Genomic DNA, 15541 nt, shown 5'->3' with positions numbered 1-15541 from the left:
TACAATGCTTGCCCTCAAATGTTAACCTCCGGAGCCCTTCGTGTCCTCATTGCCGGTTGCCGCCGTTCTTCCTGAACTTCTCACTGCCCTGCAGCATGCGCCGCAGGTACTGCTCAATGCGCCAACCGGTGCCGGGAAATCCACCTGGCTGCCGCTGCAAATCCTCGCGGAAGGTAAAATCAACGGACGCATTATTCTGCTGGAGCCGCGGCGGCTGGCTGCACGCAACGTGGCGCAAAGGCTGGCGGAGCTGCTGGGGGAGAAACCCGGCGAGACCGTGGGCTATCGCATGCGCGCCGAGACCTGCGTCGGGCCGAAGACGCGCCTCGAAGTCGTCACGGAAGGTATTTTGACGCGGATGATCCAGCGCGATCCCGAACTGACCGACATTGGGCTGGTGATCCTCGATGAATTTCACGAACGCAGCCTGCAGGCGGATCTGGCGCTGGCGCTGCTGCTCGATGTGCAGCAGGGATTGCGCGACGATCTCAAGCTGCTGATCATGTCGGCGACGCTGGATAACGAGCGTTTGCAACAGCTGCTGCCGGACGCGCCAACGGTGACATCCGCAGGGCGCGCGTTTCCGGTTGAACGGCGTTTTTCGCCGCTGCCAACGCATCAGCGATTTGACGAGGCGGTGGCGATTGCCGCCGCAGAACTGCTGCGCAGCGAAAACGGCTCGATGCTGCTATTCCTGCCCGGCGTTGGAGAGATTCAGCGGGTGCAGGAGCGGCTGGCGGAGCGGGTGGCGAACGATGTGGTTCTCTGTCCGCTATATGGCGCGCTGCCGCTGAACGAGCAGCGCAAGGCGATACTGCCTGCGCCGGCCGGGATGCGCAAAGTGGTGCTGGCGACCAATATTGCCGAAACCAGTCTGACTATCGAAGGTATTCGGCTGGTGGTGGATAGCGCCCAGGAGCGCGTCGCTCGCTTTGACGCTCGCACGGGATTGACTCGCCTGATCACACAACGCATCAGCCAGGCCTCGATGACCCAGCGCGCCGGGCGTGCCGGACGTCTGGAACCGGGGATCTGCCTGCATTTGATCGGTAAAGAGCAGGCTGAGCGCGCGGCGGCGCAGGGCGATGCGGAAATCCTGCAAAGCGATCTGTCGGCGCTATTGCTGGAGCTTTTACAGTGGGGATGTCAGGACCCGTCCCAGCTTCGTTGGCTGGATCTGCCGCCTGCGGCTAACCTGGCGGCGGCCCGTCGCCTGCTGACTGCGCTCTCGGCGCTGGACGGCGAGCGACTCTCGGCGCACGGGCGCAAAATGGCCGCGTTGGGTAACGATCCACGCCTGGCGGCCATGTTGACCGCAACGGATGATACCGATGGTGTGGCAACGGCGGCGAAACTGGCGGCGATCCTTGAAGAACCACCGCGCGGCGGTAATAGCGATCTCAGTTCGGCGTTTTCCCGCCAGCAGGCCAACTGGCAGCAGCGAGCGCAGCAGCTGATGAAGCGACTGGCGACCCGCGGCGGTCAGCCTGATGCCAGCCAAATGGCTGCGCTGCTGGCAGCGGCTTTTGCCGACCGCATTGCCCATCGTCGAGGCCAGGAGGGGCGCTACCAACTGGCGAACGGGATGGGTGCAATGCTTGACGCTGACGATGCGCTGGGTCGCCATGAGTGGCTGATTGCGCCGCTGCTATTGCAGGGCAGTTCGTCGCCGGATGCACGGATTTTACTGGCGCTGCCGGTGGATATTCATGCGCTGATTGAGCAGTGTCCGGCGTTGGCTCAGCGTTCTGATACCGTCGAGTGGGACGAAGCGCTGGGCACCCTGAAGGCCTGGCGACGCACCTGTATCGGGCAACTGGTGATCAAGACCCAGCCGCTGGCGAAGCCTTCGGAAGAGGAGCTGCATCAGGCGATGCTCAACGGCATCCGGGATAAGGGCCTGAGCGTGCTCAACTGGACCCCGGAAGCGGAACAGCTACGCCTGAGACTGCACTGTGCCGCGCAGTGGTTGCCGGAAGAGGCGTGGCCCGACGTTGATGAAATATCGCTTCTGGAGTCGCTTGAGGAGTGGCTGTTGCCGCAGATGACTGGCGTTCACTCGCTGCGCGCGCTCAAGGCGCTGGACGTGCGTCAGGCGCTGCAAAACTGGCTACCGTGGCCGCTTCGTCAGAAGCTGGATAGCGAGCTGCCTGGTCATTACACGGTGCCGACCGGCAGCCGCATCGCCATTCGCTATCATGATGAAAATCCGCCTGCGCTGGCGGTGCGGATGCAGGAGATGTTTGGCGAGGCGACGACCCCGGTTATAGCTCAGGGGCGCGTGCCGCTGGTGCTGGAGCTGCTATCGCCCGCCCAACGACCGCTGCAAATCACCCGCGATCTAGGCGCGTTCTGGCAGGGGAGCTATCGTGAGGTGCAAAAAGAGATGAAAGGGCGCTATCCGAAGCACGTCTGGCCGGACGATCCGGCCAATACCGCCCCGACCCGGCGTACCAAGAAGTATTCGTAGCCGGAGCGTCCACGGGTTGCGGCGCAAACGCCTTACCCGTGCTACCTGACTAACACATTGTTATATAGTAAAAATGATCACAGGACGGTTCCCTCTCCCCTTTGGGGAGAGGGTTAGGGTGAGGGGAGAGCATGCGCAAAAATGCCCTCACCCCGGCCCTTATGTCTTGACCTTCTCCGTTCCGGCGGAGAAGATCCCCGACTGATCATCGGGAGGTTACCGGTGAGCATCACCCAGCCCTGGAGCCCCTGAGCCCGCGGGAGAGATTATGCCCCGGTAACCTGTTTCCCTGTCGCCTCAAGACCGAACGGTATCCTGTGCCCTGAGCACCCACATATAAGGATGGTCCGGCGATAATATTCATAAGGTTACGGAGTACCATGATGAATCTTGTCCCTGTCGGCGTTGATATCGCCAAACTCAAATTCGACGTTGCTGTCCTGCTGCCAAACCAGAAGTACAAAACCAAAAAATTCGCCAATACCCCAGCCGGATGCCGCGAATTTCTGAACTGGCTGGCGCGTTTTGGTCACTGTCATGTCTGCATGGAGGCAACAGGTTGCTACAGCACTGAACTGGCCACCCTGCTGGCCGATAATGGCTGCTGCGTCAGCCTTGAAAACCCGGCACGTATCCATGCGTTCGCAAACACTGAACTGACCCGCAATAAAACGGACAAAAGCGACGCGGCGCTGATAGCGCGCTACTGCGCTCTGTATCAGCCGGCCCCCTGGCATCCTGCGCCGCTGAGCGAACGACAACTGACGGCTCTGGTACGCCACCTGCGTAACCTGGAAGAGATGCGTCAGATGGAGATGAACCGCCTTGAGGCAGCAGATGAAGTCATCGTTCCTTCCCTGAATGAACACGTTACGATGCTGGATGAGCTGATTGAAGAAACCCGCAATAAAATCAACCGGCATATCGATGATAACCCAGACCTGAAGCGGGACCGGGAGCTACTGAAAAGTATCCCCGGAATAGGAGACATGCTGAGTGTGAGCCTGCTGGCGTTCGCAGGAAATCTGCGACGGTTCAGCAACAGCAAGGCACTGGTGGCGTATGCTGGTTTGAATCCTCGTCGTTGTGAGTCAGGGATGTGGAAAGGGAAAAGCAGGCTGTCGAAAGTGGGCCATGCAGAGCTGCGTAGCGCACTGTATATGCCAGCGGTAGTGGCAGGAAGATGCAATAAGGTGGTGAAAAACCTGATGGAAAGGCTTGCAGCCCGGGGTAAGACAGGGAAAGAGCGAGTGTGTGCAGGAATGAGGAAATTACTGCAGCTGGCTTATGGTGTGGTGAAATCCGGGCATGAATTTAACGCTGAAATACCACTTGCAGGATAACCGGCAAGACGGTATCTCTCCCGGAGGGAGAGGGAGAAAACCGTCACCGACTTTTTATTTCCGGGGATTTCTCAGGGATATTTCCCGGTCAGCGCGGTTATATCTGGCTCCACAAAAAGATCCCGCCGCCCGCCAGCGCCAGCCAGGGGCCGAAGGCCAGCGGTTGTTGCAGCGATTGCCGGGTCACCAGCCGCTGTAACAGCGTCCAGACCAGGCCGCTGGCGGAGGCCAGCAGCAGCGTTTGTGGTAGCATCTGCCAGCCGCACCATGCCCCGAGCGCCGCCAGCAGCTTAAAATCACCGTAGCCCAGCGCCTCCTTGCCGGTTAGCAGACGAAATACCCAAAACACCGTCCAGAGCGACAAATACCCGGCCATCGCGCCGATGACCGCATCCGCCAGCGGAACGAAGGTATCGTTAAGATTAAACAGCAGCCCGGCCCATAGCAGTGGTAGGGTCAGCCGATCGGGCAGCAGCTGCGTTTGCGCGTCGATGGCGGCAAGGATTAGCAGAACCGACAGCAGAAGCAGGCCGCCCAGCAGCGGTATCCCCGGAAGCATCAGGTATCCGACCAACGCAAACAGCATGCCGGTCGCCAGCTCTACCAGCGGATAACGATGCGATATCGGTAGTCCGCAGCAGCGTGAATGCCCCTTCAGCCACAGAAAGCTCAAAAGGGGAATATTATCCCGCCAGGCGATGGACTGACGGCACTGCGGGCAGAACGACGCAGGAAAGCAAAGATTAATTCCCCCGACCTGCTCCATCATCAGCGGTAAGCGGTGAATAACGACGTTAAAAAAGCTGCCGAACGTCAGGCCGAAAAGGAGTAAAAAACCGCTCCAGACGAGCGGGAATTGTGCGGCAAACTCCTCCAGCTGCGTGATATTTTCTATCATCATCGTGTCTCCTGCGATAACCACTGCCCTTGCCACTGCCACGGCGTGCGCCCCTGCTCATCTTTACGCGCATTTTGTGCCGCCAACAGGCTGAGCAGCGCCGGGGCCGCCTGGCGGGTTTGCCATGTCCCGCTAAACGTATAGCGACCGTCTGGCGTGAAAGAACCTTGTCCGCTGAGGCTAAGCTGATGAGAATCCTGGGTTAGGGCAAGACCCAGCGCGCCCGCTGGGGTACAGCTTAATTTGCCGTCTACGCGAGCCAGTTCAAGCGCCCCTGCCGGGGAGTTGAGCGCCGCATCCCGCCACTGTATATTGCCGCCGGTAATCTGCTGGCAGCCGCTGGCGTTAAAGCTGGCTTCAGGTAATGTCAGCACCACCTGACCGCTGGCTTCCAGCGGTATTCCGAGCGCTAACCTCTGGCTGATAAAACGGGCCGGGATCGTGAGACGCCCCTCATGTACCACAAATTCGTTCAGACCGTGCAGCCAGGCCTGGCCGCGTAGCCCGGACGGGTCGTTAAAACGGATATGCCAGCCGGGAAGCCAGGACGAGAAGCCAAACTCCCAGCGCAAATAGGCCAGCTCGACACCACGCCAGCTGGCCTGACGGGCTTCCCCTTGCCACAGGGTGCCTGACGTTGCAGAGAGCCGTGCGCCTTCCGGCAGCGCCAGGGTCAGCAGCCGCGCCGGAGCGCTAAGCAACAGCCAGAAGAGATAGACCGCCGCCAGCAGCAGGCCAATGAGCAGTTTATTTTTCATCACTACGCTCCAGCACCAGCGCATTGACGGTAACCCAGCCGGGCTGCTGTGCTACGGCTGAGACAGCCAGCGTGGCGGTTGTCATCCCCGACTGTCCCAGCGCATCCAGCCATAACATCAGCGACTGGAAATCGGCGGGCTGCACGGTGAGGCTCAGGCGAGCCCCCTGCGGCTGTAGACGAACGATGGTGATGCCGTGGCGGGCGGCCTCGCGCATAATCACCGTCGATGGCTCTTCCTGCGCCATAGGCGGTTTCTGCTGGCTAAGCTGCCGGAGAAGCGGCGTTTGCTGGCGCATCCACTGCAGATTAGCCTGCTCTCTGGCCAGCGTTTGCCGCCATTGTGCCTCGCGGTTTTGCCACGGCTGCCATAGCGCGTAATACACCAGGCCGATAAGCAGCATCGCGCCCATCCCCAGCAGCAGATGCTGTTCGCGACGCGTACGTTGTTGCCATAAGTCGAGCAGGTCAGGCATCGTTACCCTCCAGCGTCAGACGACCTTCAATACCGTCGGCGCGCGGCTTCATCTCGCCGGTCTGCACGCGGAATCCCGTTCGTGCGCGATTGCTGAACTGCTCAAGAGCACGTGGTGAAACGGCGGTAATATCGAGCTGTAATGAGTTGCGTGCGGCGTCAAAGCTCAGGGCGCGCAAGCGGATGCCCGGCGTCTCAGCGATGATTTTTTGTAACGCGCCGAGCCGTGAAATAAGCGCCGGTTGTCCCCCTGAGCTTTCCAGCTGGCGCAGATGCTGTTGCATTTGCAGCCTTGGGTTGATGACGTTTTTTTCCGCCTTAAACCACTGGCGGTAAAAATCGCGGCTGGCCTGCACGGCGGCATCGGCCTGTCGCCCCAGGGCGAGGTGATCGTCCAGGCTATTTCCGCTCCACAGCAGCAGTAGCGCCAGCGCTGCGGCGATCGCTGGACGCCAGCGCCGGGATGTCGGTTGACGGCGGCGTTTAGCGGCAAAATTACCCTGGCGTAAACAGATCTTGCGGGCATCCGGGTTGTTCGCCGCCAGTTGGATCAGGTCCTGCGGCGGGAGGGGCTGCCACGGTGCGGCGATATCCGGCGGCGACGAGTAACACGTTATCGGCGCGACGTTTTGCCAGTGGGCCAGCAGCCCGTCGAGCCATGTGGTTTCCACCGCCATTCCGATCCACGAATCACAGCGAAACAGCCACTGCTCGCCGCACTGTACGGCGCTCCAGCCGGTTGGGCTTTGCGGCAGCGTGAGGACATCCGGAGTCAGAGCCAGTACGTTCAGCCCAAGCTCCTCGCACCAGGCCTGCCAGGCGCGCATCTTTTCCTGTCCGACCACCGCCACGGCGCAGTCGGTTTTGTCCTGATGAAGCAGGGCAAAGTGGCTCTCTTCGACCTCCGTCGCCAGCTGTTCTTCGAGTAAAAACGCCAGCGCCTGCTGTGGTCGCCTGATGGCTCCGGCGGGCAGAGTGACGTGGTGAAATGCGCAATCGCTGGTCGGTACCAGCACCCAGGCCGGATAGCGCTGCGCCAGCAGGCTAAGTGTCTGGTCGCCATCATCAGGATGCCATTCTCCGGTCTGTGCTGCTTCTCCCGGCGCGACCAGCCGCCATATCGCCGTGGAGGTATCAGGATTGAGGCGAATAATCAGCACGGCGGCGGAAGAGGTCTGGTGGTTATTCATCGGCTACCCAATAGATTCCGTAGCGCCGTTGAACGACGCTGAAGGTGCGCCCCTGTTTTTGCAGGAGGCTACGTTGTTGATAGCGGGCGTTGCCCATCACCACGCTGAAGGTGGCGATAAAGCGTTCACTGTGTACCGCCAGCCACGGACGCGCGGCGGCGGTATCGGTTCTTTGTAATGTCGGTTGCGACAGGAAGGCGGCGACGCTGCTCCAGCCCGTCGATGCGCGGGTTTGCAGCAGTTGCTGCGCCTCGGGTACGGTGAGTTCTGCTGGAAAGAGCGCCGCCAGCAGCGCGGCCTGAGCGGGCTTCAGGGTGTTGACGTTCACTTGTAGCGCGTCGTCCGTCAGGGCACAGACGTAGGGCAACAGGCGCTGATAGAGCGCAGCGTCCATCCCGACCAGCAGGCGCAGTTCGCTAACATCCTGCAGCGGCTGATTCCCGGTCAGGTAGCCGGGTGATTGCGCCATATAGACTTCGTCCTCCGCGCCGTTCAGCAGCGGCTCACGATTGCTGTCGACCCAGTCGCGCAGGGCTGCGGTGAGCTGTAAAGCGCGCAGCGGCTCGCTGCCGAGATTTTCCAGCAGCCGGGTAAAAACCTGCGCGGGATAAGGCATTTCGGCGTTTTCGTCGCCGTTGAGCTGGTTAATGGCGTTAAGATTGAAGCAGGCCTGGGCGTCGGTAATGGTGGCGTAAATCTCGCCGTCATTAACCGTAAAACGGCGATCCTGCTGGGCCCAGTTCTGCGCCAGATGGGTTTGGTTCGGCGAGTCGAGCGCGTCGCGTTGCAGCAGCGCCGCCGCCATGGTTTCCGCCCCCAGCGCGTACCATTTGGCCTGTAGATTATCGAGGGTGGTGGCGGTTTGCTGGTACATCTGCGCAGTGCGTTCGGTCATGGCGCTCGCCAGCACCATCATCAGGGCAAGGATCAGCAGCACCATCAGCAGGGCGACGCCGCGTTGGCGGTTGTTCATTGGCTGCCCCCCGGCGTGAGCAGAAACAGCCGCCTGATTTCGCCGTATTGCTCCAGCGCCAGTGTCACTTCCAGCCCCTGCGGCAGCGTCTGCGGCTGCTGCCATTCATCCTGCCAGCGGCCGCTGGCGTAAAAGCGCAGACGGAACGCCTGAACGCCGCGCTGGACTACGGTGATGGTGGGCTGGCTGCCGGGCAATGGGTCCTGCTGGTCATAGCTCAGGCGCTCCAGTTGGCCCTCACGCAGGCGATAGCTAACGTTCTGAATTTCCGAACGCGGCAGGATGCCCAGCGGGTTGGGCCAGCCGTTGCGGCTAAAGGTTATCGCCCAGTCATCGCTGCTCAATTGAAAGCGTCCGGCAAAAAAGAGGCTCGCGCTGTCGCGGCTGCGGCGGGGAATGATTTGGCTGAAATCCGCCGCCATCTGGCTGAAGGTTTGCTGTAACGCCTGCATTCGCCCGCTCTTATCACGGGTGAGCGTATCGGCGCGCATCACGTTTTGCAGCACCGTCACCGCGGCCACGCTGAGCGCGGCGAGGATCGCCAGCGCCAGCAGCATTTCGACGAGGGTGAAGCCGCGCGAGCGTTGAGTCATAGCTGGGTGACATAGGTGCGTAGCGAAGAGACCGGGGTCTTGTCGCTTTTATCGTGACGGACTTCGACATCCAGCGCCCGCAGTTGCGGAAGGTCAGTCTCCACGCCCTGCCAGCGAATATGCCAGCTGACGCCCGCCGCCTGCACGGTGGTTTCCGACCAGCTCAGCGCCGGAAAGCGATTCTCCAGCCGTAGCTGCACCAACTGATTATCCGCCAGCCAGCTGGCGAGAGTTTTCTCTTCCATTCGTCCCAGTTGGCGGGTTTGCTGGAGCGTAGCCTGCATCACCGCCAGCCCGGCGAGGGTGAACACCACCAGCGCAATCATCACTTCAATCAGCGTCATACCGGACTGGGGCTTCATTGCGCCTCCTGCGATTCGGCCAGGCTTTCGCCGCGGGCATTAAACGCGATACCCGGTGCATCGCCCATGCTGAGCTGGAACGGCGTCATTTCGCCGCCGGGGAAAATCAGCACATCGGGAGTGTTGCCTGGAGTCCAGACTTCGCCCTGTGGGAAAGTGAGGTTCAGCTTGCCCTGATTGATATTGCCCGAGGTGGCGACGCGCCCGGCCTGCAGCGGTAGCCAGCGATAGCCGTTCCAGCTGTCGCTGGCGGGTGTCGGATCGTTGCTTTCACGGGCTTGCAATACCAGGAACTGCCAGCCATCGGGATGCACCGAGACGCCAAAGAACTGGCCGGTTTGCAGTCCTCGCTGCTGGACAAAGCGCAACTGCGCTTGAAAGCGCGCCAGCGTCTGCTCCGCGCCATCGTCACGCGAAGCCGGGAACGCCAGCATCACCATGCCCGCGCTGACGCCCATTAGCAGCAAAATGAGCATCATCTCCAGTAGCGTAAAGCCGCGCTGGCGCACTATTTCTTCCCGATCGTCCAGTTGCCGATATCGTCATTGCTCTCCGGGACGCCGTCCGGCCCGAGGCTGAAAATATCCACTTGTCCGTGCTGACCGGGGCTTAACAACTGGTAATCGCCGCCCCACGGGTCCTGCGGCAGACGGCGGATATAGCCGCCCTCCGGATAGTTGCGTGCGTGTGGCTCGGCGGACGGCGCAGTGACCAGCGCCTGCAGCCCCTGTTCGGTGCTTGGATAGCGGCTGTTGTCCAGTTTGTACATGTCCAGCGCCCCCTCCAGCGCGACCAGGTCGCTGACCACTTTTTGCCGGTCGGCTTTTTCCTTATTACCCATCAGGTTGGGCACCACCAGGCTGGCGAGCACGCCGAGGATAACAATCACCACCATGATTTCCAGTAAGGTGAATCCGCGCTGTCGTTGCATATTTTTCTCCATTAGAACAATTACATACTCATCAGGGTGTTGAGTTGCAGTATCGGTTGTAGGATGGCGAGGACGATAAACAGCACCATTCCGGCCATCGCCACCACCAACAGGGGTTCAAACAGGCTGAGCGCCAGCTGGATTTGCGCGCTCAGCTCCCGGTCCTGATTATCTGCCGCGCGCTCCAGCATGCCGTTGAGCTCGCCGCTCTGTTCGCCGCTGGCGACCATGTAGCGCATCATCGGTGGGAAAAGCTGGGTCATTTCGAGGGCGCGGTGCAGGCTGACCCCTTCGCGGACCGCGTCGCTGGCGGCTTCCAGCTGGCGCTTCGCCCAGGCATTGCTTAACACTTCTGCGCTGATGCGCATCGCCAGCAGCAGCGGAACGGCGCTGGCGTTGAGAATGCTCAGGGTACGGGCGTAGCGGGCGCTGTTGACGCTGCGCGCGACCCGGCCAATCAGCGGCAGGCGCAGCAGCTGTTTATGCCAGGCCAGCCGCTTTGCGGGCTGACGCAGCAGGTAGCGCAGCAGCAGAATGACCAGCACGATGACCAGCAGCAGCCATGGACCGGCGGTGCGAACCAGGTCGCTCATCGCCATCAGCAGGCGGGTGGAAAACGGCAGCGCCTGTTTGAGATGCACAAACTGGTCGACGACTTTCGGCACCACCGTCGAGAGCAGGATCACAATCACGCTGACGGCAACAAAGGTCAGTACGATGGGGTAAATCATCGCCTGCAGCAGTTTGGCGCGAAGCTGCTGGCGCTGTTCGGTGTAATCCGCCAGCCGATTTAGTACGCCGTCGAGGTGGCCTGAGGCTTCCCCGGCGGCGACCATCGCGCAGTAGAGCGCGTCGAAACAGCCAGGATAGCCGCGCATGGCTTCCGCCAGGGAATGGCCTTCCAGCACTTTGCCGCGCACCCCGGCGATAATCGTTTTTAGCTGCGGTTTCTCACACTGCTGGGCCACCGCGTCGAGGGCTTTTTCCAGCGGGATGGCGGCGGCGACCAGGGTTGCCAGTTGGCGGGTCAGCAGGGCGAGATCGCTTGCGCTCGTGCGGCGGATAAAGCGTGGACGTCCGCTGCTGCCGTTGGTTGTCGGGTCGACTTCCAGCGCCAGCCAGCCCTGCTCCCGCAGCACCTGGCGCGCGTGGCGGGCGGAGTCAGCCTGCTGAACGCCGCGCCGGGTTTTGCCGTTTTCGTCGAGGGCCTGGTAACGAAAAAGCGCCATCTCAGGAAGCCTCCGTGGTCTGCTGCTCGGTGACTCTGAGCACCTCTTGCCAGCTGGTGATTCCCGCCAGCGCTTTTTCCCGCCCGGAACGGCGCAGGGTCATATAGTCCGCCCCCAACTGTTGGATCAGCGTCACCTCGTTTTCACCACGATGGATAGCCATGCGCACACGATCGTCCACCAGCAGCAGTTCGTGAATGCCGGTGCGCCCGCGATAGCCGGTAAAACCGCACTCGGCGCAGCCTTGAGGCCGCCAAAGCGCAGTGCCGGGGGGGATATCCATCTGGCGGGCAGCGTCGATATTCGCCGGTTCCTGCTGACGGCAGTGCGGGCACAGTCGGCGCACCAGCCGCTGCGACATCACCGCCAGCAGCGAGGTGGAGAGCAGAAAAGGTTCCACGCCCATATCCTGCAAGCGCGAGATAGCGCCCAGCGCGCTGTTGGTGTGTAGCGTAGAGAGCACCAGATGGCCGGTTAACGAGGCCTGGACGGCAATTTGCGCCGTCTCGCCATCGCGGATTTCACCCACCAGCACCACGTCGGGATCCTGGCGCAATATGGCGCGCAGCCCGCGGGCAAAGGTCATATCGACTTTACTGTTAACCTGGGTCTGACCGATGCCCTCCAGCTCGTATTCGATAGGGTCTTCAATGGTCATGATGTTGCGCTCGCGGGCGTCGAGGCGGCTCAGCGCAGCGTAAAGCGAGGTGCTTTTTCCTGAACCGGTTGGCCCGGTCACCAGCACGATGCCGTGCGGGCGGGCGATCAACCCATCCACCTGCTGAAGCAGGGCGGGCGACATCCCAAGGGTCAGCAGATCGAGATTAACGCTGTTCTTGTCGAGCAGACGCAGTACCACCCGTTCGCCGTAGCTTGAGGGCAGCGTCGAAACGCGCACGTCGACGGCTCGTCCGCCAATGCGCAACGCCATGCGTCCGTCCTGAGGAATACGCTTTTCGGCGATATCGAGGCTCGCCATCACCTTAATGCGCGAGATCAGCAGCGCGGCGAGGCGGCGCTGGGGGCGCAGGATTTCACGCAGCACGCCGTCGACGCGAAAGCGAATTTGCAAATGGCGTTCATAGGTTTCGATATGAATATCCGAGGCTTTCTCTTTGATGGCCTCGGTGAGCATGGCGTTAATCAGGCGAATAATCGGCGCGTCGTCTTCGCTATCCAGCAGATCGTCGGTGTCCGGCAGCTCTTCGGCAAGGGTGTATAAATCCAGCTCGTTGCCGATATCGGCCATCATCCGTCGTGCCTCAGCTGAATCGCGCTGATAGCTCAGCACCAACAGCTTTTCGAACGCCTCTTCCTCCAGGCTTTCGAGGCTGAACGGTATCGCGGCGACCCGGCGGGCTTCCAACAGCGCCTGCGGCGCGGTGGCGGCGAGGCAGAAAACCTCGCAGCTTTCGCCGTTGCTCAACAGCATCACGTTATGCGTGCGGGCGTAGCTGAAGGGCAACAGCGGACGGCGTTCGGCGGCGGGGGTCATAGATTTCCTCCCAGGTTGAACGCGTCGATAGCGGCGCTCACCTGACGGAACGCGGCGGTGTCCTGGCGCGGATAGATCTCCAGCAGATCGTTACTCAGCATCGCGTCGTTGCTCTCCTTGCCACGCTGTTTGGTCTGGGCGTCGTTAAAGGCGGTGTACTGGCCGGATGATGCCTGGCGGTACTCGTCGCGGTCGCGGATCACCGTCGGGCGAATGAACAGCATCAGGTTGCGCTTGGAGACCTTTTTGCTGGTGGAGCGGAACAGCGCGCCAATCACCGGAATATCACCAAGTAACGGGACTTTATCGGCGGTGTCGGTGACGCTTTTATCCAGCAGGCCGCCGACCACTACCGTTTCGCCGCTGCCGACCAGCACCGCGTTATTCACCGTGCGGGTATTGAAGGTCGCGCCGAGATCCGAGCTGGTGCTGGAAGCGGCGTCCGCCACGCTGGAGACCTCTTGTTCGATCTCCAGCAGTACCGAATCACCTTCGTTGATTTGCGGCTTGACCTTCAGCTTGATGCCGACGGTTTTGCGCTCAACGGTATTGAAGATGTTATCTCCGGAGGTGGTTTGCGAGCCAGTGAGCACCGGGACTTCCTGGCCAACGTTAAAAGTGGCCTCCATGTTGTCGAGGGTGACAATGCTCGGGGTGGCAAGAATATCGTTTTTGGTGCTGCTGGAAAGGGCGGTTAAAAGCATTGCCCAGTTGCCCTGATAGAATCCGGCGGCAATGCCGTTGAAGGAACCCAGGGCGCTGGCCAGCGAACTGGTGAGGGTGCCATCTTTGTTGTACTGATTGGCTCCGGCAATCGCTGTGGATATCGGCAGGCCGCTGTTGGTGAACTGAGTCATCCCGGCATTTTTATTGGCCCACTGGATACCAAGGTTAAGACCGTCGGCATCCTGCACTTCAGCGATAATCGCCTCCACCAGCACCTGTGGGCGGCGGATATCAAGCTGGGCGATCACCCGCTCAAGGTCGTTCATCACGTCTGGCGCTGCGGTGACAATCAGGGCGTTGGTCTGACCGTGGGCTTTGATAATGATGTTTTTATCCAGCGCCGCCACCGGTTTCGCGGCCTGCTTTTCGCTCTGAATCGTGCTGCTGATGCCGGTCAGCACTTCCACCAGATCGGACGCTTTGGCGTATTTCAGGTAGATGACTTTGGTATTGCCCTGCGTCGCCTGCTGGCGGTCGAGCTGCTTGATCATGGCGATGATCCGCTGGCGGGAGTTGGGTTCGCCGCTGACCAGTACCGCGTTGGTGCGCTCATCGGCCACTACGTTGGCGACCATTGAGCCGGGAAGCGCCGATTTGCTGGTGTCTTTGTTGAGTTCAGTCACCAGCTTGACCACATCGGCGGCGGAAGCCCAGGAGAGGGGAACGGTCACCACGCTGCGGTCTCCGGCGTTATCGACGCGCTCAACAATGGTCAACAGGCGCTTGATCACCGCCGCGCGGCCGGTCATCAACAGGACGTTGGAGGGTTCGTAATGCACCACGCTGCCCGCTCCGGCGTTATCGTTGAGCTGGCGCAGCAGTGGTGCTAAATCGCGGGCGGCGACGTTGGTCAGCGGCACCACGCGGGTGACGACTTCATCGCCGATTCCCGGCGCGGCATCGCTGGCGACCGGCACGGCGGCGGTTTTCGCATCCTTCGAACGCACCACTTTCAGCACGCCGTTATTCATATTAATCACGGCGAAGCCATACACATCGAGGACGCTGAGGAAGAATTGATAATATTGCTCTTCATTGAGCATATCGTAGCTGCGCACGGTAATAGTGCCGCGCACGCTGGGGTCGATAATCACCGTTTTATTCAGGTTTTTACTCACCGTATTGATAAATTCCTGAATATCGGTTCCCTTAAAGCTGGCAGAGAATTCTTCCGCACCAGCCGGTCTGAATAACAGGGATGAGAATATAAGCAGCGCCAGGAAAAATGGGCGGATAACGGTGGTGATGTTCAATTATTCGTCCCTCAGGGCCAGGTAAATATCGTGTTTCTGACCATCGCGTTCAACGGTAAGGGTTATTTCACTTAATTCCGGAAGCTGAGTTAACGCCTGCTGGGCCTGTTCTCTGTCGCGTAAATCCAGGCCGTTCAGGGCAATAGCTAAGTCGTTTTCCTGGAGACCGGCCTCGCGAAATAATGCCGGGTCTTTGCCTGGATTCAGGCGATATCCGCTCAGTTTGTCATTGGTCATCACCGGCGAAATATTGAGGTAGTGAAGAATATTTTGCGGTTGCTTGCGCAGTTCCTGAGCCAATTGTTGGGTTGGGGTCATCGCGCTATTTTTTGCGCCAGTAGGTTGGTCGTTAAACAGCGGGATGGCCTCGTTGCTGCCGCGATAATTGACGATCAGTCGGTCGGGAAAAATAGCGACGATTTTGGCCTCTCCACCCGGCGTGTTATCGCCAACGCCGAGGCTAACCTGTTGATTGCCTTTCATCATAATAGCAATGGCGCGGGCTGGGTCGGTGCTGGCGAGCAGACCGGTCACGCGCAGTTTTAAAGCTGAAATGGGGGCCTGCCGAAGGTCATTAACGCTTGCGGGCGCGGCGGTCTTCTCCGCGATACCAAACAACGTAAAGCGCGGAAGCGCTGTTTTAGATGGAACATCGGGAGGTGCTGTCAGGCTGCTATGAGGGCGTTCGTTATCCGTAAAGTTTACCGGGAAAATTATTTTCCAGGTTAATTGAGCGAGCTGTTGGCAGAGAATTAATAATATGATGGAGGTCACAATATGAGGCGCGTAATTAATTATTTTTTTATTTGATATTGTTAATCTCATCACGGAATTATGCATTTTCAT

The 15541-nt window shown here is 60.1% G+C and carries 15 protein-coding genes; 2 read left to right on the top strand and 13 right to left on the bottom strand.

What is annotated here, in order from left to right; translation table 11 throughout:
- Window positions 1–40 precede the first annotated feature (40 nt).
- Together hrpB and HV213_RS23600 are read left to right on the top strand one after the other, a co-directional pair.
- A complete protein-coding gene (gene hrpB / locus HV213_RS23605) occupies window positions 41–2470 on the top strand; it encodes an ATP-dependent helicase HrpB (protein ID WP_181483533.1) in 2430 nt (809 codons plus the stop codon).
- A gap of 380 nt (window positions 2471–2850) precedes the next feature.
- The gene (locus HV213_RS23600) at window positions 2851–3813 is read left to right on the top strand and encodes an IS110 family RNA-guided transposase (protein WP_197975051.1); all 963 of its coding nucleotides are present in this window, start codon (window positions 2851–2853) and stop codon (window positions 3811–3813) included.
- Between the two features lie 97 nt (window positions 3814–3910).
- Here HV213_RS23600 and HV213_RS23595 read toward each other — a convergent pair whose 3' ends face one another.
- Genes HV213_RS23595 through gspC form a run of 13 tightly spaced genes read right to left on the bottom strand, consistent with a single transcriptional unit; the run spans window position 3911 to window position 15535 of the window.
- On the bottom strand, window positions 3911–4711 hold the full coding sequence (locus HV213_RS23595; protein WP_181486488.1) for a prepilin peptidase: 801 nt from the start codon (window positions 4709–4711) through the stop codon (window positions 3911–3913).
- Window positions 4711–5469: a type II secretion system protein N gene (locus HV213_RS23590; protein WP_181483532.1), complete on the bottom strand. Its 759-nt coding sequence runs from the start codon at window positions 5467–5469 to the stop codon at window positions 4711–4713. Before HV213_RS23590 ends, HV213_RS23595 begins: the two co-directional genes overlap by 1 nt.
- Window positions 5459–5944, bottom strand: a complete 486-nt coding sequence (gene gspM, locus HV213_RS23585; protein WP_181483531.1) for a type II secretion system protein GspM — start codon at window positions 5942–5944, stop codon at window positions 5459–5461. Before gspM ends, HV213_RS23590 begins: the two co-directional genes overlap by 11 nt.
- On the bottom strand, window positions 5937–7133 hold the full coding sequence (gene gspL / locus HV213_RS23580; RefSeq protein WP_181483530.1) for a type II secretion system protein GspL: 1197 nt from the start codon (window positions 7131–7133) through the stop codon (window positions 5937–5939). Before gspL ends, gspM begins: the two co-directional genes overlap by 8 nt.
- Window positions 7126–8106: a type II secretion system minor pseudopilin GspK gene (gspK, locus tag HV213_RS23575; protein WP_181483529.1), complete on the bottom strand. Its 981-nt coding sequence runs from the start codon at window positions 8104–8106 to the stop codon at window positions 7126–7128. Before gspK ends, gspL begins: the two co-directional genes overlap by 8 nt.
- On the bottom strand, window positions 8103–8699 hold the full coding sequence (gspJ, locus tag HV213_RS23570) for a type II secretion system minor pseudopilin GspJ (protein WP_181483528.1): 597 nt from the start codon (window positions 8697–8699) through the stop codon (window positions 8103–8105). The genes gspK and gspJ overlap by 4 nt, the downstream gene beginning before the upstream one ends.
- Window positions 8696–9061 (bottom strand): type II secretion system minor pseudopilin GspI, encoded by a 366-nt coding sequence (gene gspI / locus HV213_RS23565; RefSeq protein WP_181483527.1) that lies wholly within the window; start codon window positions 9059–9061, stop codon window positions 8696–8698. The genes gspJ and gspI overlap by 4 nt, the downstream gene beginning before the upstream one ends.
- Complete coding sequence (gene gspH, locus HV213_RS23560) at window positions 9058–9570, bottom strand: type II secretion system minor pseudopilin GspH (RefSeq protein ID WP_181483526.1); 513 nt, start codon at window positions 9568–9570, stop codon at window positions 9058–9060. Before gspH ends, gspI begins: the two co-directional genes overlap by 4 nt.
- Entirely contained in the window at window positions 9570–9992 is a 423-nt protein-coding gene (gene gspG, locus HV213_RS23555) for a type II secretion system major pseudopilin GspG (RefSeq protein ID WP_110272498.1), read from the bottom strand. The genes gspH and gspG overlap by 1 nt, the downstream gene beginning before the upstream one ends.
- Window positions 9993–10012: 20 nt before the next feature.
- The gene (gspF, locus tag HV213_RS23550) at window positions 10013–11221 is read right to left on the bottom strand and encodes a type II secretion system inner membrane protein GspF (RefSeq protein ID WP_181483525.1); all 1209 of its coding nucleotides are present in this window, start codon (window positions 11219–11221) and stop codon (window positions 10013–10015) included.
- 1 nt (window position 11222) lies between these two features.
- On the bottom strand, window positions 11223–12716 hold the full coding sequence (gene gspE / locus HV213_RS23545) for a type II secretion system ATPase GspE (protein ID WP_181483524.1): 1494 nt from the start codon (window positions 12714–12716) through the stop codon (window positions 11223–11225).
- A complete protein-coding gene (gene pulD / locus HV213_RS23540; RefSeq protein ID WP_181483523.1) occupies window positions 12713–14695 on the bottom strand; it encodes a GspD family T2SS secretin variant PulD in 1983 nt (660 codons plus the stop codon). Before pulD ends, gspE begins: the two co-directional genes overlap by 4 nt.
- A complete protein-coding gene (gene gspC, locus HV213_RS23535; RefSeq protein ID WP_181483522.1) occupies window positions 14696–15535 on the bottom strand; it encodes a type II secretion system protein GspC in 840 nt (279 codons plus the stop codon).
- Window positions 15536–15541: the final 6 nt, after the last annotated feature.

The sequence above is a fragment of the Klebsiella sp. RHBSTW-00484 genome (assembly GCF_013705725.1).
Classification (GTDB): Bacteria; Pseudomonadota; Gammaproteobacteria; order Enterobacterales; family Enterobacteriaceae; genus Klebsiella.
This window is presented reverse-complemented; position numbering and strand designations above follow the sequence as displayed.

What these genes read in the sequence shown, in the direction of transcription:
- HV213_RS23590 (WP_181483532.1), bottom strand. Translation starts at nt 5,469, where the DNA reads ATGAAAAATAAACTGCTCATTGGCCTGCTGCTGGCGGCGGTCTATCTC.
- gspF (WP_181483525.1), bottom strand. Translation starts at nt 11,221, where the DNA reads ATGGCGCTTTTTCGTTACCAGGCCCTCGACGAAAACGGCAAAACCCGG.
- gspJ (WP_181483528.1), bottom strand. Translation starts at nt 8,699, where the DNA reads ATGACTCAACGCTCGCGCGGCTTCACCCTCGTCGAAATGCTGCTGGCG.
- gspK (WP_181483529.1), bottom strand. Translation starts at nt 8,106, where the DNA reads ATGAACAACCGCCAACGCGGCGTCGCCCTGCTGATGGTGCTGCTGATC.
- gspC (WP_181483522.1), bottom strand. Translation starts at nt 15,535, where the DNA reads ATGCATAATTCCGTGATGAGATTAACAATATCAAATAAAAAAATAATT.
- gspL (WP_181483530.1), bottom strand. Translation starts at nt 7,133, where the DNA reads ATGAATAACCACCAGACCTCTTCCGCCGCCGTGCTGATTATTCGCCTC.
- gspI (WP_181483527.1), bottom strand. Translation starts at nt 9,061, where the DNA reads ATGAAGCCCCAGTCCGGTATGACGCTGATTGAAGTGATGATTGCGCTG.
- HV213_RS23595 (WP_181486488.1), bottom strand. Translation starts at nt 4,711, where the DNA reads ATGATAGAAAATATCACGCAGCTGGAGGAGTTTGCCGCACAATTCCCG.
- gspE (WP_181483524.1), bottom strand. Translation starts at nt 12,716, where the DNA reads ATGACCCCCGCCGCCGAACGCCGTCCGCTGTTGCCCTTCAGCTACGCC.
- gspG (WP_110272498.1), bottom strand. Translation starts at nt 9,992, where the DNA reads ATGCAACGACAGCGCGGATTCACCTTACTGGAAATCATGGTGGTGATT.
- HV213_RS23600 (WP_197975051.1), top strand. Translation starts at nt 2,851, where the DNA reads ATGATGAATCTTGTCCCTGTCGGCGTTGATATCGCCAAACTCAAATTC.
- gspM (WP_181483531.1), bottom strand. Translation starts at nt 5,944, where the DNA reads ATGCCTGACCTGCTCGACTTATGGCAACAACGTACGCGTCGCGAACAG.